Origin of the sequence: Sporosarcina ureae (assembly GCF_029267015.1) — a bacterium.
Lineage (GTDB): Bacteria > Bacillota > Bacilli > Bacillales_A > Planococcaceae > Sporosarcina > Sporosarcina ureae_D.
On record NZ_JARIEA010000059.1, the window covers coordinates 1 to 23,650 of the forward strand.

The window sequence follows — 23,650 nt, forward strand, 5'->3', positions numbered from 1 at the left end:
GAGAACATCAACAAACCTGCTCCGAAATGCATTATTTTATTACCTGTGTCGCCCAAACTATTAATCGTCAACGAAAGCATAAAACCCCCAATTGCCACTGTGAAAACTATTAATATCTTTTTCCACACGGTAAATCAACCCCTAATATTCACGTCATTTTGCTACAAAATGGCCCGTTTGTTGAACAACCTACTTCACTTATCTGTACGTCCTACCGCACAATAAGTTACATAAAATTAACTATTCCACTTACTAATAACTCTATTCTAATTATTAATGTTCATACAGTAAGTATATCATTTCCATATATGAAAAACATATCTTTGTCATTAATTAACCAAATCACTTAGTTTGATTTAGGGTGCTAGCTGATATCATTCTGCTTCAAGGCGAAATTTATTTTCAAATAGACTTGCCATCAACGCGCCAATAGTTAAATTCATCACCATATTGGCAACTGCAGGTACTGCGGCGAGTGATCCGAAGTGTGCCATTGCAAGTGTTGCAGCGAGTGCAGTGTTGCAAATGCCTGTATGGAATAAAATTGCACGAGCATTGCGCTCTGGTACGCCTAGCCATCTCGAGATAAAGTAGCCGGCGCCCATCGGTATACTGACTTGTAGTGTAACCGCCACGAATACGAGGGGTAGAATGGTTAAGTTCTCAGACAATGCTTGTTGAGCATTTGAAATAACCGAAAGGATGACTAGAAATAACGCAAGTTGAGACAAGACACTCGTATACGGTTTGACCTTCTCCACTTGGCGCTGAAATTTCCACTGGATCAATAAACCCGCAACTAATGGGAAAAAGACGATGTAAATAATATTTAGGAATAAAGGCCAGAATTCAATCGGTATAAATCGTCCCGCGAATGTCTGCAGTAGGACCGGCGTCAGTACAGGTGAAATGAATGTGTCCAATGTCGCCATCGTAATACTGAGCGCGACTTCCCCACCGGCTATAAATGTATAAATATTAGCAGACGTCCCGCTTGGTACCGTACCCGCTAAAATAATCCCGGTTGCTATCTCCGCTTGGTTTCTGAAGAATAGATAAGCAACCCCTATGGATACACCCACCATAATGGTCCATTTCAAAAAAACGCCAAGTAAAGCGTGTTTTGGATTTTTAATCACTTCAAGCAATTTTTCCGACGAAAGCGATAGCCCCATCAGAAAGAAGATCGTGCCTAATCCGAAGCCTGTTAATTGCCGAATCGAAATAAACGTATCCGGAATGACATAGGCAATGATAGATAAGAGGACGATCCAAAGCGGTAAATACTTTGAAATAATTTTAGATATAGTTTGTATAGCTTTCACGTGTTTCTCCTCCTTACGAGGAAGTCCGTATGTATTTTCTATGAGCGGTGGAATTATGGCTAAGAGCGATTATCGAATGACTATGAGCGGTTAGAAGCCGAGTATGATCGCTTGGGGTATGCAATAGAGCGGTTAAGTTGTAACTATGAGCACTTAACGCGAATCAATGAGCATCCTTTAAAGCTATCACATACACCTGCACTTGCTACTCAGCACTTACGGTAAATATACGCTCCATCCTCTATATGATGAAGTTCCGCTGTATCCCCGATCTCAACAACTGCATCCATTCTAACGGTAACCTTCGCTTTAGACGCATCTAACTGTATAAGCGCCACTGTATAAGGTGCAAGATGAGCAAATTCAGCGGGCGCGATATGAATGTCGGTATAACTGTAGACCGTTCCCTTCGTGGAAATATCTTGCTCCTGTAATTTCCCAGTTCCACAACTAGGGCAGCGATATTTATTGGAAACACTGGCATATTCACATTGATCGCATTGATAGATATTCATCTTTTCACAACCTTTCCAGAATATGAACAGTAGAGTATGAACCTGTTCCACCCAAGTTTTGTGCCAAAGCAAGACGAGCTTTTTCTATTTGGTTCGGTGCTGTGCCACGCAGTTGCCGTACAAGCTGATATATTTGCGCAACACCTGTTGCACCAATCGGATGACCTCGTGACAGTAATCCGCCACTTGTGTTTACCGGTTTATCGCCCGTCACTTTCGTTCTCCCTTGTTCCACGGCTAACCAACCTTCTCGTTTATTGAAAAATCCAAGTTCCTCGATTGCAAGCATTTCTGTCATCGAGAAACAGTCATGGATTTCCACAACATCGATATCTTCAGGGCCTACTCCTGCTTTTTCATAAGCTAAGCGACCTGACTCTCGCACTGCGGGTAATGAAAGTAAATCGTCCGCGTCTTGCATTTGCGTAGGACCTGAACTTTGTGCAGAGGAGCGGATATGAATAGCTCCTTTTTTTCGTGAAATCACCAATGCCGCTGCACCATCTGTCGTCGGGGAACAATCAAATAAGCCGAGTGGAGAAGTAATAATTCGTGCCTGCATGATTTCTTCCATCGTTGTCGGCTTTTGGAATTGTGCGAGTGGATTATGCAATGCATGTTCACGGTTCTTCAATGCAATCATGGCTAAATGTTCTTTCGTAGCGTCTGTTTCATGAAAATAGCGATTTGCCAATACACCAAAGAATCCTGGGAATGTCAGACCTGCCTGCTTTTCATTGGAATCGTTATCCATGGCGGCATTAATTGCTTGCGTTACATCCGCGGTCGAAGCATGTTTCATCTTTTCCACACCTGCTATTAGGACCGTATCGTATTCTCCACTTACAATCCCCATAATACCTTGGCGAAGTGCTATGCCACCTGACGCGCAAGCACCTTCGACCTTCGCAGTAGGGATATAGCCAAGACCCAGTTCATTCGCTACTAACGCACCGAGGATTTCTTGATTCCCAATGGATCCACCCATGAAATTTCCGACAAAGACTGCATCGACCTTCGGATTCCCTGCGTCTTCAAGCGCTTCTATAGATGCTTCAACCAATAGTTGCTTCATTGATTTATCTATAAATTTCCCGAACTTCGTCATGCCGATTCCTTCTATATAGACGTTTGTCATGAATGCACCTCCCCGTGCTGATTACGTAATTCACGTTTTAATATTTTACCGTATGAACTTTTCGGCAATTCGTCGACAATATGGATCTCCTTCGGTTTTTTGAAGCTCGCCATATGATCAAGGCATAATTGCAATAGTTCTTCATTTGTTACAGGTATCGTGCCATTTGGAACGACATACGCAATGACATTCTCGCCCCACTTATCATCGGGAACGCCTATTACACAAGTTTCTCTAACTCCATGATGCTTATTGAGGACTTCCTCGACTTCTCTCGGATAAATATTAACCCCTCCCGAGATGATGACGTCTTTTTTGCGATCTACGATATGCACATATCCAGTTTCACTCTTCCAACCGAGATCACCGGTTTGCAGCCAACCGTCTTGTAATGTTTCATTTGTTGCTTGCTCATTATTCCAATAGCCTTGCATGACAAGTGAACCTTTACAGACAATTTCTCCTACTTCCCCGGCAGTTAATTCTACACCTTGTTCATTCATGATTTTCACGTCAACGAAAGGTCCGACACGTCCGCATGATTCGAGATGATCACCGAGTTCACGCTTGGGCATCATCGTAATACACATTGGCGCTTCGACTTGGCCGAATGTCTGCGCATAAATGGGGCCTGTCAGTGCGAGTGCTTGCTCAAGTTTGCTCGCGGCAATCGGTGAACCAGCCATATTAATACTCTTAATCGTAGATAAATTCTTCGGATCAAAATTCGGATGCTGAATCATTAAGTTAACCATCGTCGGCACCAGGAAGATCACTGTGACCTTTTCTCGTGTGAGATCATGAACGAATTCTTCTGGTTCAAATGTATTGAACACGACTTGTGTTAAACCATATAGCCATGCTACATGTGAGAGGAAATTACTGCCGTGCGTCAACGGTGCCACATGCCCAATGATGTCGTCATAATCCGTTTCGCAAGCAAGCGCGAGAGACAATGCACCTGAGATGATATTGCGATGGCTGAGCATGACGCCTTTCGGATTACCTGTCGTACCGGATGTATACATAATCGCGAATAAATCATCCTCATTCACTTCTGTTGTACATGTAGCCCCAATTCCTTGTTCAATAGCTCTTTCATAGTTTTCACCGATCGTCAAAGCTTGAATCGTTGTATCAATTGGGTCGATCAATTCCGATTCGCCAATGATTAGCTGAACGCTCGCATCTTCTAGCATATATTCATGCTCTTTCGGATGAAGTCGGTAATTCAATGGTACTTTGATAACTCCTGAAATTGCTGCCGCCACGTCCATTTCAATATGCTCCAGACGATTGGACAGTAAAATAGCAAAACGGTCCCCTTTTCGAAGACCGGCTTTTTCAAAGTATGCAGTTAACGCGAGTGCTCGTTCCATCACTTCTTTAAATGTAAAAGAGCGTCGATCATCTTTCACAGCAATTTTATTTGGATAGGCCGCCGCTGATTTCATTGCCAGTTTTCCAATTGTCTCCAAAGTCAATCACTCCTTATTTGTAAAGTGGAATAGTGGAATGCCCGAAAACTCATCCGGCTTCCGTTGAACACCTGTATCTGCCACTGGGAATATAATAAATTCCACTGTAATCGCTACAGGGTTTTCACCTCTGAGAAAATGACCACCATTTAGTTGTTTATCACAGTCTACATATAGTCCGTGAAAGTGGATATCCAGCTTCCGCTCTTCGTCGTAGCCAATAAATCCTGTCCCTGAAAGCAGTTCGACAGGCGTGTCTGTTACGATCCGTTCAGAATACTGTAAGCTTTTATCGGGATTTTGCTGTGGCTGCACAATCGTTGCGTACGCGAGCGAGCCGATACACTGAAATTGAGCCGCCTTCACGCCATATTGCGCACATACTGCAAGAATCCCTTCAAATAAATCGACGTCCTTCTTCAAACGACCGATGATTCGATTCGATTTCTCGTCATACACCGCTTGAATTTGGTGGTTCAATACAATACCCTCCATCCACTTTTAAAATTTGTCCTGTCGTATAACTGGATTCTGATGAGGCGAAGTACAGAACGGCTTGCGCGATGCTAATCGCTGTGCCCGTTTGATTGATTGTCGCTTCATCTAAATTTGTTGTGCATACAGGTGCAACTGAATTACATGTGATCCTGAACTCACTTAGTTCTTTAGCTACTTGCTTCGTCAGTGTACCAATTGAATTTTTAGAAGCCTTAAACGTTTGTTCATTAGTACAACTTGAAACAGAACTAATATTGATAATGCGTCCATACTGCTGTTCAATCATGTACGGTGACACTGCATGAATAAATAAAGCAGTAGCTTGTGCATTGCCGTCTGCCTCACGCTCCCATTGATCAAGGCTAGGCTTGTTTTCATTACGGGTACTGCATATGCACACATTATTCACTAATACATGCAGTTCTCCAAATACGTCTGACGCTTTCGCGACGACTGCATTCATAAACTCTACGTCATGCACTTCTCCTAAACATTCCAAATACACCGCTTTGCCTCTGTTCGTTTGAATTGCTTGCAACGTCTGTGCGCAGCTCGTCGAATCTACCAAAACGACATTGGCACCTTCCTGCGAAAGAAGGAGAGCCGTTTGGGCGCCTATGCCACTAGCAGCCCCTGTGACGATTGCCGTCTGCCCTTTCAGTTTCACAAGCACCCCCTCCCAACCTACTTGATGTTTAATAAGTCCGGCAAAAATGTAGAAATCTGCGGTATATACGTAATGAGTAATAGAATAATGACAGAGGAAACAACGAAAGGAAAGACCCCTCTTGATATTTGTCCTATGGAAGTATTTGATATACCAGCTGCTACAAATAAGTTGAGACCGACTGGTGGTGTGAAAAGCCCAATCGCCAAGTTGACTGTCATGAAGACACCGAACACTGTCGGATCTACATCGAACAACAGTACAATCGGTAACAAAATCGGAATGAAAATATAGTATGCAGATATGGCATCAATGAACATGCCCGCAATTAATAAAATGACATTGATCAATAATAAGATGATGATTTTATTGCTTGAAATATTTAGCATCACATCGGAAATCTGTGTGGCAATTTGCTCTGTTGTGATGATGTATGCATACACACTCGCTGCACTGACGATGAACATCACAACTGCCGTCTGAATACCCGCAGCTACTAAAATGTCATAAAGCTTTTTCAATGTTAATTCACGATGAATGAAGAATCCGATGAACAAACTATAAAATACGGCTACTACCGCCGCTTCTGTCGGTGTAAAGTACCCACCATAAATGCCACCTAAAATAATAACGGGAATTAATAAGCCCCAAATCGCTTTACCGAAGGCTTTAAATCGTTCAGCACTTGTTGCCGGTTGCATTATGTACTGTTCCGAAATTGGACCTTCACGCTTTTCCTGTCGATATCTAACGAACATAGCCGCGACAATAAATCCAATACCGAGTAGTAAACCAGGAATCACTCCTGCCATGAACATACGCCCAATTGATACCGGAATCTGATCGCCTGCCACTACGGCAAAGACAATAAAAGCAATACTTGGCGGAATGATAATACCAATCGCACCCGAACTCGCGACAAGTCCAGCCGCTGTTTCTGTTTTATAACCGTTCTTAACCATCCCCGGAATCAAAATACCTCCGATAGCTGCAACGGTAGCAGGGCCTGACCCTGATATTGCTGCAAAAAATATAGCCGTCATAACCGTTACAAAGATAATTCCACCTTTGCGATGACCTACTAATGCTTGCGCAAAATCAATCAGTCGTTTTGAAATGCCTGCGTGCTCCATAATGACACCCGCCAAGATGAAAAACGGAATCGCTAGCAATGTGAACTTCGCTACACTCGTATACATAATGTCCGCAACCAATTCCAAACCGAACAATCCACTGCCCGTAAATAGCACCACGATGGAGGAGATTGCCAAGGCCACAGCAATTGGCATGCGAAGCATAACTAGAAGGAAAAATACACCGAATAATATAATCGCTGTCATACTGGCTGCTCTCCCTTCCCATTTTGCTGACGGAATTCAGTAATAGTTACTTGAATGGAACGGATCAAACAAAACAGTGCACCTATTGGCATCGACATGGAGAACCACCATTGCGGCCAACCAAGTGAAGGCGTCTTCTGCCCCATTTCCATCTGATATTGCACCATCTTCAAACCGTAATAAAAAAGAATGAAAAATAATAGCACCATCATCAATCCAACCAAAATCGTAATAATATTCTTTAACAGCAAATTACCTTTGTCATAAATCAAAGTAAAGCCAAGGTGTGCATACTTGCGCACACCGATGGCTGTTCCGACAAATGTTAACATAACGAACAAATTGACTGTAATTTCTTCCGTGAAAGAAAATGAATAGTTAGCAAACCCTCTGGATAGCACATTGACGAATGCGATGGTGGACATGATGGACAGTACAATGACGACAATCCATTCTTCTAATCTATTGAATATTTTTCCCATATATCCACCCTCCAGTCCTTATTGATCTTGGAACTTATCTAGCAAATCTTTACCCCAAATATCTTCATACTTTTCGTAAACCGGTTGTACTGCTTCTGTAAACTCAGCTAGTTCTTCATCTGTCGGTGCGTAGAACTGCATCCCCGCATCCTTTAACTCAGCGATTTGCTTCTCTTCTTTTTCACGTGCCATTTCCACTTGGAATTCCGCAGCTTCTTTACCTAACTTCTTCACAAGCTCCTGATCTTCTTCACTCATGGAATCAAATAACTTCTTATTAATTCCGAGTACTAGCGGGTCATATGAATAGTTCCAAGTCGTCAAGTAATCCTGTACCTCATTTAGCTTAGAGGAGTGGATTACGTCGATTGGATTTTCTTGACCATCGATTGTTCCTTGTTGAAGTGATGTAAAGACTTCCGAGAATGCCATTGTAGTCGGGTCAGCGCCTAAAGCACGGTAAAGATCCGTGTACATTGTGATTCCTGGAATACGCACTTTCAAGCCTTTCATATCTGCTGGTGATTTAATTTCTTTTTTACTATTCGTGATCTGTCGGAAACCGTTCTCTCCGAAACCAAGTAATTCAACGTTCTTTTCATTGAGTATCTCTGCGATTGCCTCTCCTCCTGCCCCATCAAATACTTTATCTACACCATCTTTATCTTTAAATAAGAATGGCGCACTTGCTACACCAAACCGGTCATCCAATATTGAGTAGATAATCGTCGAGTGAAGACTTAGGTCGGTTTGTCCTTTTGTTAAAAGCTCGACACCTTTCCCCTGATCACCATTTGATAATTGCTCGTTCGGGAATACTTCAATGTTGATACGACCATCCGTTTGGTCTTTCAAGTCTTGCGCCAACTTGTCCGCCGCCTGATACCAAGTGGATGAATCATTTACTGTGACAGACATTTTCAGGTCGTATGATTTTGCTTCCGCTTCTCCGCCACTGTCCTTGGATTCTTCCTTATCCGATGAACAAGCCGCCAGCATCAGCATGGCAGATAAACCGATTGCTCCTAGTACACTCTTTTTCTTCATTCTCATTTGTCCTTACCCCCAGTTTTTTATCAACGAACAATAGATTACACGATGTGAAAGCAAAGAAAGTAAATTATCTATCCGAAACGTTTGATTAGTGATTATAATTGTAATAGTCTAATAATTTAATTCATATAGACTTTTGCACAATGTTCATTCGTATAAACCACTTGAATATTGTGATAACATCCAAATTATATGTTTATAGGGGTTTTATAATAACCTGTTCTCTAGTAAAGTGGAAATTCTCTACTTTCTTGTAAACAAATATAAAAAAGAGGAGCTAACGGTAGCCCCCTCTTCTCACATCTTTTCAATTTTTTCTCTAGTACGCACTAAATAATAAGCATTCATCCAAGAAGCAATGGGAATGACTAACGCAATCCCAAGACCTGCACATAGTATCAAAATCATTTCAGAACTGAAGATTTTTGAGTTGATGATATCACCAATTGAATAGTGTAAATCCTTAAACCAAATGAGTAGCGCCAAGTATCCTCCAAAAAATGCGAAGAATAAAGTATTCGTATCCGTTCCGAGGATATCGCGCCCAATACTGACACCTGACTTGAATAATTCTCTCTTGCTGAGGGTAGGCGTATGCTTGAAAACTTCGTGCATAGTTGAGGCAATGGAAATCGCAACGTCCATGATCGCACCGATTGTACTCATAATAATGACCGATGCTCCAATTTTCACGAAGTCCACTCCAATATAAAGTGACAACCCAGCAATCGCTTCCTCCCCCTCTTCACCGAACCCTTGAATCATCAGCTTCTGTGAAACAAATACAATGAAAAATAATAAGATACTGATTGTAATCATCGTAGAAATGAACGCTAGCACCGTTTTACTATTTACTTCGTTAATATAAAAAAGGCTGATGCAGCCAATTACACTACTTGCAATGAACGTAATGACAATTGGATTCGTATTCGGATCAAGCATAAAGAACATTGTGAAGAAGACTACACCGAAGTTAAAAAATAATGAAAAGAATGATCTGACTCCACTCTTTCCACCGACCCATACCATTAAGACGAGTAAAATAATTGCGAGCCATACTAATACATTCATACTCTCGCCCTCTTTCGCTCAATGAAGAATATTGTAATGTATAGGCCAATCGGAATCGTCAACACAATCCCGATTCCTCCAGCCAACGCACGGGCCAACTCGAGCGACAAGTTCATCGAAAGTGCAAATCCTACTGGCGAGGCGTTTTTCAAATAAAGAATTAGCATCGGAATCGAACCACTGATATATGCAAAGAATAAAATACTTGTGATGGTTCCCATTACGTCCTTGCCTATATCAATGCCTGACTTCCTCAGCGCTTTCACAGATATTGTCCGATCTCTTTCATACAAGGCAAACAAAGAGGAAGACATCGTAATCGCCACGTCCATAATGGCGCCCAGTGATCCAATAAATAATCCGGCCATGAATATAGTGTGATAAGGTCGCGTCAAAAACTGCATTTCTTCATAGCGCAGACCATCTCCTGATGTGATCCAAATGACGAAGGACACAATGGAGAGTGATACTACTGTCGCAATCAATGTAGCTGCAATTGCGGCATAGGTCTTTTCACTGCGTCCACTGACCAGCAGAAGTGAAATGGCAGTGAATAACAAAATACAAATCCCACAGACAACCAATAAACTGACGTCATAATATTTTACATAGATGTCCAAAGCGAGTGACAATATCATCACGTTGATGGCAAAACTAACAATCGCAAGCAATCCTTGCTTATGGCCGACGATCAATAATACGAAGACAAAAATCCAGGCTACAATTAGTACATATTTATCGCGTTTCACGTCCGTGATACTGCCTACCAAGTCATTTCCCATCGTAGAATCGATAGAGACAAACAGTTCGTTACCTACGTCATATTGCTGATCGTATGCACCTGAAGAAGAATATTCGTTGTTCAACAATATCGTCTTGCCTTTTTCTTTACCGTTCTTGACGTTGGTCTCGAGCTTCTGGATAAAGAGCGTATCTTTGTTCCCATGCATGTCCGTCACATCGGTTGTCTCGACGACTTCATTTTTCGTCACTTGGGCGATGGTACGATCGTAAAAGGAGTGGTTGTTGTTGACGAGTAGGATGGAAGAAACAAAACAAACAGCCAGTATGGAGTACACAACCCATTTCGAAGCGGCCGTGTTTTTAAGTGCATGTGTAATTCTATTCAAAACGAAATCCTCCTCGTTGCCACTGTCTTAGTTAGTTTATAATAAAATGCAAGGGACTAGGAATAGTGAATGAATTTGTGAGTACAATGGGATGGAAGCTCCAGCTGGCGGACGCTTTCCCATGGGCCTGCGGTGAGCCAACCAGTTCGCTTTGCTCTCTTTGGTTGTCTCACCTGATCAGGCTGATCCATCGGGAGTCGCCGCCAGCTTCCGCTTCCATCCTAGTTATTAAGTTGGGGAACTAAGTTCACTCGTCGTAGGTAGCGCGTGAATTATTGTTTTGTTTTAACTTATTTAAGTTCAAGTACAGAAGCTCAATATCGATTACAATCCTAACTTCAATGCACAACAATAAGTGTATTTCACTTACAAGTTAGGGATTGGAGTGCAGAGCGGCGACTCCCGCGGGAATAGCATGAGTCTTGAGACCCCGCAGCGAAGCGAGGAGGCTCAAGCCATGCCCGCAGGAAAGCGTCCGCTCGGAACGGAAATCCCCCTCCTCAACACTATTACTAACCACACTAAGATCCTATTCACCGCCAGGCACTTATCCCTCCAACAAACTCAATGCCAAGTACAACAAAAACACATCATGTGTGCTGGAGACAGACAATCCCGTTAACTGCTCGACCTTTTGCAAACGATAAGACAACGTATTCTTATGTATATGTAAACGCTGCGCCGTATTCTGCATCGACTGATTCTCCTCGAACCACACCGCCAGATTATTCAGCAAGTCCTCATGATCTGCAAGCGGCGCAACCGTGCGCTTCAGAAAATCTTGCTTGACCGCATTCGGAATGCTTTGCAAAACAATCTCTAGCTTTAACTCATGCTCAAAGACAATCTCACCCGACACCTTAGCAGCACTTACCGCACGCTCTGCCTGTGCAAAGGACTTCGCTAAATCGAAGTATCGTACCGGTGCACCTATACCCGCAACGACTCGTACCTTTTTACGTCGTTTGATATGCAACAAAAGAAATTCCAACTCACTTTTTAACGTGTCCTGATTCATTTCAGGCAACAGCAACAAAATTTTGTTCTGCGCCCAGCGAATCATCTTCATGGATGAATGGATATTTTGAATCGAGGCGAATGTCTCCATTTCCTCAACCGAAAACTGTTCTAGCAAATCCAACACTTCAAGAACCGCTACTTGATGATAAAGCGTCACGTCCATTCCAAGTAGTGTTCCTCTTTCCACGAACCGTTCATCTTTCTTAGTACCAGTCAACCAATCAAAAACGAAAAATTCTACATCACGAACTCTTTCGTCCTTTTGCTTACGCTTTAACGAATCTTGTATAAAGAGCTCTACTACCCGTAAAATTAGTTGTGCTTGAGGATGAATCACGTCAGGATTACCCGTAACGCCAAGCACAGCAATCGGTTCTCCTTCAATAATGATAGGTAACACGATTCCCTCACGAACACCGTGCAGATGCCCTGCTTCTTTCTCCCCCATACGCAGCACTGATTTTTGACGCATGCTCAATAAAGCTCCTTCATGGAACTGATTGATCCGGCCAGGATCTGTGCTCGCTTGAATGAAGCCCCGACGATCAGTTAAAATCACCTGTTGTTGTATCAAGTTAGATAACTCCGTTACGATTTCATGTCCTAATGTATCAAATTGAAACATCTGTCTCACCTCAGCTGAAAACTGCTAGTTACTAATATCTTACGCCACTTCAGTTTTCACTACAACAGAGGAGAGTCAGACAAGCTGAACTTCTAGAACTCCACAGCTCCACGCTTTCATGAGCAACTGGGATAATTCAGCCGTTTCGATAAGAAGGGACTTTTCCAATGTGACAGAGCCGCCTAAATCGGTATAACGTTGTTCAGCCATTACTCGATCAATCATTGAGAATTGTTGATGCTTTGTCGCTGGGTATGCGGACCGGTTCATCACGTCTGACGCTTTACGCAAAGGAATCTTTTTTCCACTTTGAAAAGCAGCTGTCTCTAAATACGAATTTATTTCATTCGATACTGTTTCAATATAATCCACTGCAGCTTCCGAATGTAAACCAATTCGTTGATGAGCTATTGTCGCTTCCCACCCCGCCACTTTAATTCTACAACTGTAATTCCACACATCTTCAATACCACTCAGCAAACGTATAAGTATAGTACAAACACTTGCCAAATCTGTTCTTTGTACGACTCGATCTAATTGAATGTAAGAATCTAATGCGTCAGCCCTAGCATGTACAACTTGGTTAAAATGCAAGACGACCCCTTCACTAGCCAGCAACTGCTTCATCAAACCTATCGCAGAGACCTTTTTCTTCACTAGAGAATGGGTTGAAACTTGATGTAGAGAACGGTCAAATAACAGCCAAGAACCGCATGCCTTTACTTGTTCCATAAACTGATCCGGGACGAGTATATGCTTCTCTTTTACTTTGCTGGATAAAAAGGCGGGTATCCTACTATCTGTTAGGTGCATCGAATGAGGTTGTACTTTGGCATGTCGTTGATGAAATGTCTTGCCAAAGAACGTCATGACATCGTCAGGCAAGGTGATATAACCTTGACTAAGTACCCAATAGGCATCATGCACTTTCTTCAGACGATCTATCTCTTCATTCTGCATAGCAGCCATCGCAATGAGCATCAGTCGTTCCTGCGGTAACCCAATACGCTGATCTGAGTAATCAGACGTTATAAACTCATTCATATATTGTTGAAGTTGCTCAGTCGACAATAGTTGATCCCGTTCAGCTTTAATCTGCAAACCTAACCACTTAATTTCATTTGCCGAATAGCAATGGATCCATTGTCCATATAATCCATCCTGCATTAGCCTACGAACCAATTGATGAAAGCCTTTGTAAATCGGTTTGCCACGTAGTTGTTCTGCTTGATTGTATAATACATGGAGTAATGCACGTTGATGCGTTCGTTCATCTGTTTGTTGAAGATTTCTCATGTCGCCGTCTCCTTTCGTAAACAACAAAAAACAATCATTCCGCCCCTTCGGCAAGATGATTGCAATAGTTGTGAATGAGGAAACAAAAATAGGCAGCTCTAACATAACCCATGAACAAGCATGGATAGGAGAGACCTTTTTGCCCCCACCTCTCAACCCCCGAAGAAAGTGTAGCTTTGACGATACGTAGGCAGGTCTCCTGGCTCCACTTCATCCTTCCACCACGCCTTCCCATGTCTCCATAGTGGCTGATTTGGCAGTCGTCCGTGTATACAGTTGCGGGGACAGCTCCGGTTTACGGATTCCCTTTTACACCTCGATAGGTACCTATATATCGTGCAAACTCATGTATTTGATTACTTTTATTTTATCATGGATATCGTAGAGGGTGGTAGCGTTTGTTTGGGTTATGTACGAAGACAAAATTAAACAGGGTGCCTATGCATAAAACCACTGGGATCACATCCACAATCGTTTTTTGCTAGGCACCCTGTATTGAGCTTTCTTCATTACTTACATTAGTTGTTGTTCGCATAGACAGCCGCACTCCGCCAATCCTTGAACATATGCTTCTTCCCAAGTGATTCCATGGATGAAACCATTTTCCGTGTAGCCTGTGATTAAATAGAATGTCTCATTTTGCTCTGGTAACGCTGAATTGTTTTGATAGTTATTGTTTTTCATAAAAATTACCTCCTGAATTTTGTATTTTTCATAGTATATGTCTTGTTAGGAAATAAAAGAACACTTTCTTCGCTTTTATTGATAAAAGGCTAATTGGTAGCGCTTACATTTAGAAAGCGAAAAGAAATGAATTCATATATATTCCCAGGTGCGTGTACTAAACGCATGTTTTTTAATTCAATGAATTCTGTTTATTGTACCATTTCCATAAATAAAAGTAAACTATAATTGTGATTTTTCATTAACTTTTGTTAGTTATTTAATGCATATGCATGACTTCCCACTCATTCAATGACTAAGAGAACTTCCCTACCTATAAAAATATCCCCCTAAGTCCTGGTTACGACTTAGAGAGATTTGTAGTGGTTAAGACAGTTGCTTTTCGCAAATCGCGATGACTGTTTTGACAGAGTCTGCTGAATGATCGAGCGCAGCTTGTTCTTCTTCTGTTAATGGAAGTTCAATTACACTCTCGATACCATTGCCTCCTAAAACAGTTGGCACACCTAAATAGATGTTTTGATAGCCGTATTCGCCCTCTAAGTAGGCAATGGATGGCATGATACGTTTTTTATCTTTAATAATCGCTTCAGCCATCTCCACCAAAGCTGCTGCTGGTGCATAGTACGCGCTGCCATTACCTAGCAAAGAGACGATCTCGCCGCCGCCTTTTCGAGTGCGTTCGACAATTGCTTCTAGTCTTTCGCTCGAAATAATTTTATCCAACGGAATGCCGCCAGCATATGAATAACGCACAAGTGGAACCATATCATCTCCGTGTCCACCTAGTACAAAGCCCGAAATATCTTCTACGGAAATATTCAGTTCTTCCGAAACGAAAGTATTGAAACGCGCCGTATCAAGTACACCCGATTGTCCAATTACACGGTTTTTAGGAAAGCCTGTTGTTTTGTAACATACATACGTCATCGCATCTACCGGATTACTTAAAATCAACACAGTACTGTCTGGCGCATAACGCTTCACTTGTTCGGAAACGGAACGCATAATCTTAGCATTCGTTGTCACTAGATCATCACGACTCATACCTGGTTTACGCGCAACGCCTGCTGTAATGATGACCATTGCAGCGTCTTCAATCTCCTCATAATTGGATGTACCCGTAATACGGGAATTGAATTGTTGCACAGGACTTGTCTGAAGAAGATCTAGCGCTTTACCTTTAGTCGGATTGGAGAGGTCCGGAATATCAACCAACACGATGTCGCCTAATTCCCTCTGCGCTGCCATCAATGCTACGGTTGAGCCGGTGTGGCCAGCTCCTATGACTGCTATTTTATGTCGTTTGAAAGCCATGGAAACCACTCCTTTCTATAGTTTTCATTATGGAAAATATGCTAATAAGCAACCGTCAGTCTTTTTTCGGTGCCTTCTTAGCCTCTGCAGACTTCTTTATTTGCGGAATTTCTGGAGTGGGCGGCACTAAGGGTTTCACCATGCCGTATACTGAATCATCGGGACGCGGTATCACATGTGCACCTAATAACTCGCCAACACGCGCTGCTGCGTCGCGACCTGCATCGACAGCTGCCTGTACTGCTCCGACATCACCTTGAACGATGACCGTGACAATTCCGCCATCCACCATCTCCTGTGATACCAATTCCACGTTAGATGCTTTCACCATAGCATCTGCAGCTTCAATCGATCCAATCAATCCTTTTGTTTCAATCATTCCGATCGCTTGACTCATGTATATCACCTCTCTTTACTTCTGTTGAATCGATAATACCGATAATGACCGCGTCGATTGGGATCGGGTTTTCTTTCGGTAAAATGAAGCGTGAGGAACCACCACTCGTAATAAGTACCTCGTCACCGACTCCTGCCCCGATTCGATCCGCCGCGACCATATGCGACTGTATACTATTGCCGTGTGCATCAATCGGCTGGACGATTAGCAGCTTAAGCCCTGACAATCCATCTTCTTTGCGGGTTGCCCACACATTACCAATTACTCTACCCATTCGCATGCGAAATCACCTTTTTCTACTTTCTATTGGTTATCGTTTTACCGAGTTCCCGTGCTGTATCTCTCGCAAGTGCTGTAACAATCGTGCCTTTATTCACTAAAATCTCCTGCTCAGAAATCAAAGCGATATCTTCAGCTGACAATAGTCTTTTAGTAAATTCAAATGACTGTGGCACACTTACAGGTTCAGGCGTTATAACGGTTTCTGTTACTCCCACAGCTTGTCCTGATGTTGTATCATTTGGTTTCACTAGACGGCCAATAGACCCTTGTGTAATGAAACCACCGTTGGCTTCATCCGTATCGATATGCATTTCAAGACGATAGCGTTCATTCACCCGTATCCGCACATTGCGGAAAGCAATAGGACGGATTCCATCTGCTTCGACCGTCACGTACTCCCCGTCTACCACGCCAAAGCGTGAAGCGTCCGTGGGAGCCATGTGGATATGTGACTGTGCGATAATAAGACCTTCGTTTATATGCACACTACCCTTTGGTCCGATTAGAGTAATCGGTGCGGATCCTTCAATATTGCCGGATTCCCGAAGTGGAGGCTTAACGCCGAGCTTCATGGCATCCGTAAAGCTGACCTCAACTTGGGTCGCTTTTCGGACAGGTCCTAAAATACGCACACGTTCAATGCTACTTTTAGGTCCCGCAATCATCACCGTTTCATTGGCGGCGAATTGGCCCGGCTGCGATAGCTCGGACCGTTGTGTCAATTCATACCCTGCGCCAAACAATACTTCCACATGTTCAGGCTGTAAATGTGCGTGACGGGCGGAAACCGCAATGGGCACCGCTCGTTCCGGCAATTGAACGGGGGATTTCCCCAGTTGTCCAAGAATCTCTCCGACAATTTGCTCAATCAATTGCTGATTCATTTAGTTCACGCCTTTCTACTGTGTCAGCAGTGATTATTCGCTTTTTGGTAACATCATTTCTAATTCGTTATGTGGTCTTGGAATTACGTGAACAGAAAGTAATTCGCCTACGCGTTGTGCAGAAGCCGCGCCTGCGTCTGTTGCCGCTTTTACTGCACCTACATCGCCACGTACCATGACTGTTACAATTCCACCGCCGACATGTACTTTACCTACTAAGTTTACACTTGCTGCTTTCACCATTGCGTCCGCTGCCTCGATTGCCCCGATTAATCCTTTAGTTTCTACCATTCCTAATGCTGTACCTTCTCTGTTCATAATTGTTTCCTCCTAATAATGTTTTATTTTGTAAGTTGTTTAACGATTTCACTGACTAAACTTTGTACTAATGCTGGATCGACCTTGCTGTTTGTCGCTGCTGTAACGTTGTTCATTACACTAGATACAAGCTGATCATTTGAGCTTTCAACAGGCTCTGAATGCTTCGGCAATTGAACTTCTTTTGTACCGTATGCCATTCGCTTAATGTTTAGCAAGTGCTTAGCTGTAACATTGTCCGATGTGATATTGCCGCCGAATGTTCCGCATCCTAACGTGAGCGATGGCATCAAACCTGTCGTTCCACCCACTGCACCAATAGAAGCCATCGTATTGACTAAGATACGTGATACAGGCATTTCCATGGCGAATTCACGTGCAACTGCATCGATTTCCGTGTGAATCGCCAAGCTGTGCCCACGTCCTCCAAGATTCAGCAAGTCGAGGCATACTGCTTTCGAATGCTTCACACCATCGACGATATACATCGCAAAGATCGGTGATAATTTCTCCAATGAAAACGGAACGTCTTTACCCACTTTTGTTTCCATCCCGATAATCAAGCGAGTGCCTTCTGGTAAAGAAATGCCTGCCATTTTAGCAATGAACTGCGGACTTTTGCCGACCACTTTAGGATTCACTTTGCCGGGTACCGGCGAGATGACACCTTCCATAATCTTCTTCTCTTCATCGGATAAAATATATGCACCATTTTTCTTCAATTCACGTGTAACTAAGTCTACAACATGCTTATCAACAACAATTGCTTGCTCCGTTGCACAAATCGTACCGTAATCGAATGATTTACTGTCGACAATATCTTTTACCGCTTTTTCGATTTTCGCAGAACGTTCGATATAAACGGGGACATTTCCAGGACCTACACCATAAGCCGGTTTTCCAGAGCTATATGCCGCTTTAACTAGTGCACTACCACCTGTTGCGATGATTAGATTGACGTCTTTATGGGACATCAATTGCTGTGTCGCCTCCATTGAAGCCAATGTCAAACACTGGATTAAACCTTCTGGAGCACCTGCCGCAACAGCTGCTGCATCACATACTTTTAATGCTTCATGTGTACACTCCACTGCATAAGGATGTGGACTCACAACAATGGAATTTCGTGTCTTCAATGAAATCAATGTTTTGAAGAACGCTGTTGACGTTGGATTAGTCGTTGGAATAATTGCTGCTACAACACCAAATGGGGCAGCGATTTCCACCACTTTATTCAAATGATCTTCTTTGATGACACCCACTGTTTTCAAATCTTTGATGCTTTCATAGACATCACGTGAACCCACTTCGTTCTTGATTTTCTTATGGGCTGCTACTCCCATGCCTGTTTCATCTACCGCTAATTGCGCTAGACGGCCGGATTGTTCAAAAGCGGCATCCGCTACAGCTTTAACTATTTTGTCAACTTGTTGTTGCGTATAGCCCATGAATTTTTCTTGTGCTTCTTTTGCAGTTTGAACGGCCAAGCGCATTTGCTGCAAAGCCAATAAATCCTTATCCACTAGTTGAACCAAATTAAAACACTCCTTTCTACATGCTTCTCTATCAATAACTTAACGGATGATCTGCCATGTTCTGTACGGCTTCACGGAACGCGTCAGCTGCTGCTTCACAAGAAGATTGACTACCCGTGAGCAGACCGCCACCGAAGTTTGTTTCGGAGGGAGGCGCATAGAGTTCACATAATGTGACATCTGCAGCTTTTAAGGCCGCATCCAAACCAATAATCGCTTCAAGAGGTGGTGCAATCAAGTATGCGATCGATTGGCCGACTGGTATATTCGCCATATCAGCTAAGTAACTGCCACAGCTAGAAATGGTATGCGCATACAACGCATGATCCGGATTTCCATTGATTGCTTCGAAATACGCTTCATGCTCTATAGTGATACGAATCGAATCAAGACCACTTTTCACTTCTTCCGGTGACGGTCCAGCAATGATTCCGATAAATTCACCAGACAGCGGTCCAGAAGAATGTGCAGCACCTGCGTAAAAACTTTTCGCGTAGACCACTTCCACGTCGCTATGCTTCGTAGCTGCATCAATTGCTGTATAACCAATGTCATCAATTGTCGTCGTCACCAACCCAAGACTGCGTTGATAGGGCTTCAGATTAAACTTCTCAGCTAGCTCTGGACTAACGTTTGGAATAACTTGCATCGACAAGATGTCCGCGTAGATTTTCATTCGTCCTCCCCCTTCCTCAACCTTCTTTTTGAACGAGCGATACACCGCTCGCTTCGTATTTTAAGATTTTCTGTATGATCGTACCGAGGAATGCCCCCGCTTCAACAGGTGGGATTCCCCCTTTATGGATATTGGAAATAACCATTCGATCTGCTTCTATCGTGCCGTGCCTTGGCTTGTAGCACATATAAGCACTTAGTGATTCTGCAGATACTAGACCAGGACGTTCTCCGATCAGCATGACCACTACATCCGGTTGCAATAACTCACCGATATCATCCATCACAGCGACTCGGCCTTTATCAACGTAGAATGTTGTTCCCATTTCGATATTCAAGTTGTTTAACGATTGTTCCAGTGACAAGTAGACATCTTCCAGATTTTCTTCAATCGCTTTCGCACTTAGACCATTTGACGCGACAATCTGTACGACAGGCGACTTTTTACAGCGTTCTTGAATAACAGACTTCGCTTCATCTGAAAGTTTTCTACCAAGATCCGGACGTCGAATATATTCTTCTTTGTCCACCACTTTGGATTGCACTTGGAATAACCCTAGCTGCTCAAGCAAGTCATCCGGCACTTCACCGTAGACCGCATCGACTGCCGCCGCGTGATCCAGTCGAAACTGTAACCATGTCTTCGTTTTCGGCCGTGAACCTGCGCGTCCAACCCCTACTCTAGCTGGGGTTTTCTTGCGATACTCTGCCCATTTATCTTCTACAGGCTCTGCTTCAGGTTCTAGATTCGGTTTCGGATTACCGTATGCCGTCGTTGGCTTTGGTTTTACCGTAGCGATATTCCGCTTTGGCTCTTCCGCTGTACTATGGAATGTCACCAATCCACTAGGTGACTTTTTCACAGTTTCTGCATTCAAATGTCCAATAGGCTGTTGTGAAAACAACTCCACTTTCTGCTCATCGGAATTCTGTTGTACCGTTTGACTGCCGCTTGCAGCTTCTAGCTTTTCTACGACCATTTTTGTGATTTGCTGAATCAGTTCTTCATTCAAGTTCATCCACCTCCTATCGATTGAAGAGTGTGAGATCTCCGGCACGCTTACTTAGCATGCCATTTTCATAAATCCCCATCTTTTCAAGCCATTTTAAATATTCAGGTGCTGGTGTTTTGCCCATCGTCTGAAGAACCGTTGCTACGTCATGGTAGCTCATGGACTGGTAATTCAGCATAACGTCATCGCCCATCGGTGCTGCGATGATGAAATTCACACCTGCTGCCGATAATAAGATACTTAAATCTTCAATATCATTTTGATCTGCTTTAATATGGTTCGTATAGCAAATATCTACACCCATCGGTAGTCCATGTAACTTGCCCATGAAGTGATCTTCAAGGCCCGCACGAATAACTTGTTTGCTGTTGTACAAATACTCAGGCCCAATAAATCCAACCACCGTGTTGACGATATATGGATCGTAATGTCGTGCAAAACCGTAGTTACGCGCTTCCATGGTCACTTGATCTACACCGTAATGCGCTTCAGCGGATAATTCCGAACCTTGTCCTGTTTCAAAGTACAACGTTTGTGGACCAGTGCCTGTACCCATTTTTAATGACAAGTCTTTCGCTTCTGCTATTAGCTCTGCTGAAATACCGAATGAACGATGAGCTTTTTCAGTTCCTGCGATACTTTGGAAAATCATGTCGGCAGGAGCACCTTGTTCAATCGCTTTCATTTGCGTTGTAACGTGTGCAAGTACACAGTTTTGCGTAGGGATTTCCCACTCATCTATGAAATCCTTTGTTGCATTCAGTACACGCTTTACGCTTTCTACAGAATCATCTACAGGATTGATCCCAATCACTGCATCACCAATACCGTACGACAAGCCTTCTTTCAATGATGTAAGAATTCCATCGATGTTGTCAGTTGGGTGGTTCGGCTGCAAACGTGAAGACAATGTACCTCTTTGGCCAATTGTAATATTGCATGTAGATAGAATTTCGATTTTATTTGCTGCGTGCACTAAGTCCAAGTTGGACATCAATTTCGTAACGGCGGCGATGACTTCAGAAGTCAATCCCCTACTGAGACGCTTTAATTCACGGTCGCCTACTTCATTACTTAAAATATATTCACGTAGTTCTGCGATACTCCAATTCTGGATTCCACCGTAAACCTTCTCGTTAATATCGTTTTCGATAATAAGTGACACTTCATCGCTTTCGATCGGAATGAGTGGATTATTTCGGATATCGCTTACTAGCAACTCACTGACAACTGTTTTCGCAGCGATTCGTTCCTGGACCGTTTCTGCCGCAATTCCTGCAAGGCGATCACCGGATTTCTCTTCATTCGCTTTCGCTAGCACTTCTTTTAAGTCATGGAACACATATCGTTCGCCGCCCAATGTAGTGGATAAATTCACGTACGAGACCTCCTTTACGTTGTGTGGAAAGTTAAGGTTTTCACGACAACCGGTACTACACCCGAAGTGAGTGCTTTGCCGATATCGATGTAATCGCCTGTTTCCACATTGATTTGATCTATACAAATAATACTTTGTTTCACTTGTAATGCCGCGAGTGTCTGACCAATCACCTTGGCGTGATCTGATTGAATGACCAAGATAATGGGCTGTTCAGGACGTGGCCGCTGATTCATGATTTGGACAACTGCTTTTGCAAGCTTCTGCACATCCCGAAACCCTAGATAGGGTAAATTGCATAAGTAGAGCGCGAAGTTTTGCCCTTCTTTGGCTGAGTCATATAAAGTAACCGCCTGCCTTACTGCGTCTTCAAAATGTTCTAAACCTGTTGCTAAATCTTCTTTAAAATCATATTGATGAATTGGAATGTTTTTTAATGGTAATTCATGCGGAGCAACTTGAATGGTGGCTCCACTAATTTCAGTCGTCTGCGTTCCTGCACCTAATACGGTTGCACGTACAGTTTCTATCGGCTCCTGCCAAGTGAAATGCTGTAGTGAAGTGTTACGCAACAAGGCCTCCGCAAGCTGCACACCTATATCATCGTATTGTGCTTCTTGGACTTCACCGGATTCATGATGATACATGCACTCCGAAATACCACCTGAAAAGACGATTGTATCGACTGCCGGCGACCAATTCGGTTCATGACCGAGTAGTAGTACTCGATCTTGTGCATGGACTTCTTTTTTTAAGATTCGCCCCATTGCTTCTGCCATATACGTCGTTACGAATATTACGGCTGAAGAATTTTGCGGATCACCTACTTGCAATGTGTAACCTTGCTCTTGCAGTAATCGTTCGACTGGCGGTGAGATAGTACGCACTTTGCCGCCTTCAAATTCGATTAATCGGCCTCCAATATGCATCGTACATGTGCCAAGGAGCTGCTTGTCCTTGAACACTGCAATATTGGCTGTTCCTCCACCGATGTCTATATTGGCGATGACCTGCCCGCTTTTTCCGGACGATTCATAGCTGCCTGAACCTTTAGCCGCAATGATGCCTTCTAGATCAGGTCCTGCAGTTGCTACGAGGAAATCGCCCGCTTCGTTAGACAATTGATGTAACATTTCACTGGCATTCCGCTTGGTAGCGGTTTCACCGGTGATAATAACAGCACCCGTTTCAATCTGCGAAGGCTGAATTCCTGCTTTGTCGTATTCAGAGCGGATAATTTGTTGGACTCCCGCTACATCGATCGTCACTGCGTCTTGCAATGGCGTCCGGAATACAGGGCTTTTATAGAGTATTTCTTTGTTTGTAATTTCTATTCTTGGCACATGCGTTGCGCCTGCCACGTTACGTAGCGAAAATCGACTGATAATCAGTTTCGTCGTGCTTGTGCCAATATCAATGCCTGCACTAATAATCGTTTCGTGCTTATTGAAATTGCTCACTCCCACACCCCTTCCTGATTATATATTTCAACGCCTGCCGGAGCTCGACAGCGTCATGCACTTTTGATT

At 43.2% G+C, this 23,650-nt stretch carries 24 protein-coding genes and 1 riboswitch; all 24 genes read right to left on the reverse strand.

Going from position 1 to position 23,650, the window contains the following annotated elements; genetic code table 11:
• Positions 1-374 precede the first annotated feature (374 nt).
• The 24 genes from Q7P97_RS08925 to Q7P97_RS09040 all read right to left on the reverse strand — a co-directional run bounded on the left by Q7P97_RS08925 (position 375) and on the right by Q7P97_RS09040 (position 23,581).
• On the reverse strand, positions 375-1,325 hold the full coding sequence (locus Q7P97_RS08925) for a bile acid:sodium symporter family protein (protein WP_303968858.1): 951 nt from the start codon (positions 1,323-1,325) through the stop codon (positions 375-377).
• A 209-nt stretch (positions 1,326-1,534) separates the two neighbouring features.
• Positions 1,535-1,840: a Zn-ribbon domain-containing OB-fold protein gene (locus Q7P97_RS08930; protein ID WP_303968859.1), complete on the reverse strand. Its 306-nt coding sequence runs from the start codon at positions 1,838-1,840 to the stop codon at positions 1,535-1,537.
• A gap of 4 nt (positions 1,841-1,844) precedes the next feature.
• Positions 1,845-2,978: a thiolase C-terminal domain-containing protein gene (locus tag Q7P97_RS08935; RefSeq protein WP_303968860.1), complete on the reverse strand. Its 1,134-nt coding sequence runs from the start codon at positions 2,976-2,978 to the stop codon at positions 1,845-1,847.
• Positions 2,975-4,456 (reverse strand): class I adenylate-forming enzyme family protein, encoded by a 1,482-nt coding sequence (locus Q7P97_RS08940; RefSeq protein WP_303968861.1) that lies wholly within the window; start codon positions 4,454-4,456, stop codon positions 2,975-2,977. Before Q7P97_RS08940 ends, Q7P97_RS08935 begins: the two co-directional genes overlap by 4 nt.
• 6 nt (positions 4,457-4,462) lie before the next feature.
• Positions 4,463-4,936, reverse strand: coding sequence for a PPC domain-containing DNA-binding protein (locus tag Q7P97_RS08945; RefSeq protein ID WP_303968862.1), 474 nt, complete (start codon positions 4,934-4,936; stop codon positions 4,463-4,465).
• A complete protein-coding gene (locus tag Q7P97_RS08950) occupies positions 4,908-5,621 on the reverse strand; it encodes an SDR family NAD(P)-dependent oxidoreductase (protein WP_303968863.1) in 714 nt (237 codons plus the stop codon). Before Q7P97_RS08950 ends, Q7P97_RS08945 begins: the two co-directional genes overlap by 29 nt.
• A gap of 17 nt (positions 5,622-5,638) precedes the next feature.
• Positions 5,639-6,961 (reverse strand): TRAP transporter large permease, encoded by a 1,323-nt coding sequence (locus Q7P97_RS08955; protein ID WP_303968864.1) that lies wholly within the window; start codon positions 6,959-6,961, stop codon positions 5,639-5,641.
• The gene (locus Q7P97_RS08960; protein ID WP_303968865.1) at positions 6,958-7,443 is read right to left on the reverse strand and encodes a TRAP transporter small permease; all 486 of its coding nucleotides are present in this window, start codon (positions 7,441-7,443) and stop codon (positions 6,958-6,960) included. The genes Q7P97_RS08955 and Q7P97_RS08960 overlap by 4 nt, the downstream gene beginning before the upstream one ends.
• Positions 7,444-7,461: 18 nt before the next feature.
• The gene (locus Q7P97_RS08965; RefSeq protein ID WP_303968866.1) at positions 7,462-8,496 is read right to left on the reverse strand and encodes a DctP family TRAP transporter solute-binding subunit; all 1,035 of its coding nucleotides are present in this window, start codon (positions 8,494-8,496) and stop codon (positions 7,462-7,464) included.
• A gap of 297 nt (positions 8,497-8,793) precedes the next feature.
• Complete coding sequence (locus Q7P97_RS08970) at positions 8,794-9,567, reverse strand: YibE/F family protein (RefSeq protein WP_303968867.1); 774 nt, start codon at positions 9,565-9,567, stop codon at positions 8,794-8,796.
• Positions 9,564-10,697, reverse strand: a complete 1,134-nt coding sequence (locus Q7P97_RS08975; protein WP_303968868.1) for a YibE/F family protein — start codon at positions 10,695-10,697, stop codon at positions 9,564-9,566. Before Q7P97_RS08975 ends, Q7P97_RS08970 begins: the two co-directional genes overlap by 4 nt.
• A gap of 547 nt (positions 10,698-11,244) precedes the next feature.
• A complete protein-coding gene (locus Q7P97_RS08980) occupies positions 11,245-12,342 on the reverse strand; it encodes a CdaR family transcriptional regulator (RefSeq protein ID WP_303968869.1) in 1,098 nt (365 codons plus the stop codon).
• 75 nt (positions 12,343-12,417) lie between these two features.
• Positions 12,418-13,638 (reverse strand): hypothetical protein, encoded by a 1,221-nt coding sequence (locus Q7P97_RS08985; protein ID WP_303968870.1) that lies wholly within the window; start codon positions 13,636-13,638, stop codon positions 12,418-12,420.
• Between the two features lie 172 nt (positions 13,639-13,810).
• A riboswitch (cobalamin riboswitch) is annotated at positions 13,811-13,984 on the reverse strand.
• A gap of 167 nt (positions 13,985-14,151) precedes the next feature.
• Positions 14,152-14,322 (reverse strand): hypothetical protein, encoded by a 171-nt coding sequence (locus Q7P97_RS08990; protein WP_303968871.1) that lies wholly within the window; start codon positions 14,320-14,322, stop codon positions 14,152-14,154.
• A gap of 366 nt (positions 14,323-14,688) precedes the next feature.
• A complete protein-coding gene (mdh, locus tag Q7P97_RS08995) occupies positions 14,689-15,639 on the reverse strand; it encodes a malate dehydrogenase (RefSeq protein WP_303968872.1) in 951 nt (316 codons plus the stop codon).
• A 55-nt stretch (positions 15,640-15,694) separates the two neighbouring features.
• Positions 15,695-16,036 carry a BMC domain-containing protein gene (locus tag Q7P97_RS09000; RefSeq protein WP_303968873.1) on the reverse strand — a complete coding sequence of 114 codons (342 nt, stop codon included), beginning with the start codon at positions 16,034-16,036 and terminating at the stop codon, positions 15,695-15,697.
• Complete coding sequence (locus tag Q7P97_RS09005) at positions 16,011-16,316, reverse strand: EutN/CcmL family microcompartment protein (protein WP_085132127.1); 306 nt, start codon at positions 16,314-16,316, stop codon at positions 16,011-16,013. The genes Q7P97_RS09000 and Q7P97_RS09005 overlap by 26 nt, the downstream gene beginning before the upstream one ends.
• Before the next feature lie 16 nt (positions 16,317-16,332).
• Positions 16,333-17,202: a phosphate propanoyltransferase gene (gene pduL / locus Q7P97_RS09010; protein ID WP_303968874.1), complete on the reverse strand. Its 870-nt coding sequence runs from the start codon at positions 17,200-17,202 to the stop codon at positions 16,333-16,335.
• 33 nt (positions 17,203-17,235) lie between these two features.
• Complete coding sequence (locus Q7P97_RS09015) at positions 17,236-17,520, reverse strand: BMC domain-containing protein (protein ID WP_085132129.1); 285 nt, start codon at positions 17,518-17,520, stop codon at positions 17,236-17,238.
• Between the two features lie 23 nt (positions 17,521-17,543).
• Positions 17,544-19,013, reverse strand: coding sequence for an aldehyde dehydrogenase family protein (locus tag Q7P97_RS09020; RefSeq protein WP_303968988.1), 1,470 nt, complete (start codon positions 19,011-19,013; stop codon positions 17,544-17,546).
• Between the two features lie 73 nt (positions 19,014-19,086).
• Entirely contained in the window at positions 19,087-19,731 is a 645-nt protein-coding gene (gene eutL / locus Q7P97_RS09025; protein WP_303968875.1) for an ethanolamine utilization microcompartment protein EutL, read from the reverse strand.
• Between the two features lie 16 nt (positions 19,732-19,747).
• Entirely contained in the window at positions 19,748-20,749 is a 1,002-nt protein-coding gene (gene eutC / locus Q7P97_RS09030) for an ethanolamine ammonia-lyase subunit EutC (RefSeq protein ID WP_483315743.1), read from the reverse strand.
• Positions 20,750-20,756: 7 nt separating this feature from the next.
• Positions 20,757-22,121 (reverse strand): ethanolamine ammonia-lyase subunit EutB, encoded by a 1,365-nt coding sequence (locus Q7P97_RS09035; protein ID WP_303968877.1) that lies wholly within the window; start codon positions 22,119-22,121, stop codon positions 20,757-20,759.
• Positions 22,122-22,135: 14 nt separating this feature from the next.
• The gene (locus Q7P97_RS09040) at positions 22,136-23,581 is read right to left on the reverse strand and encodes an ethanolamine ammonia-lyase reactivating factor EutA (RefSeq protein ID WP_303968878.1); all 1,446 of its coding nucleotides are present in this window, start codon (positions 23,579-23,581) and stop codon (positions 22,136-22,138) included.
• Between the last annotated feature and the right edge of the window lie 69 nt (positions 23,582-23,650).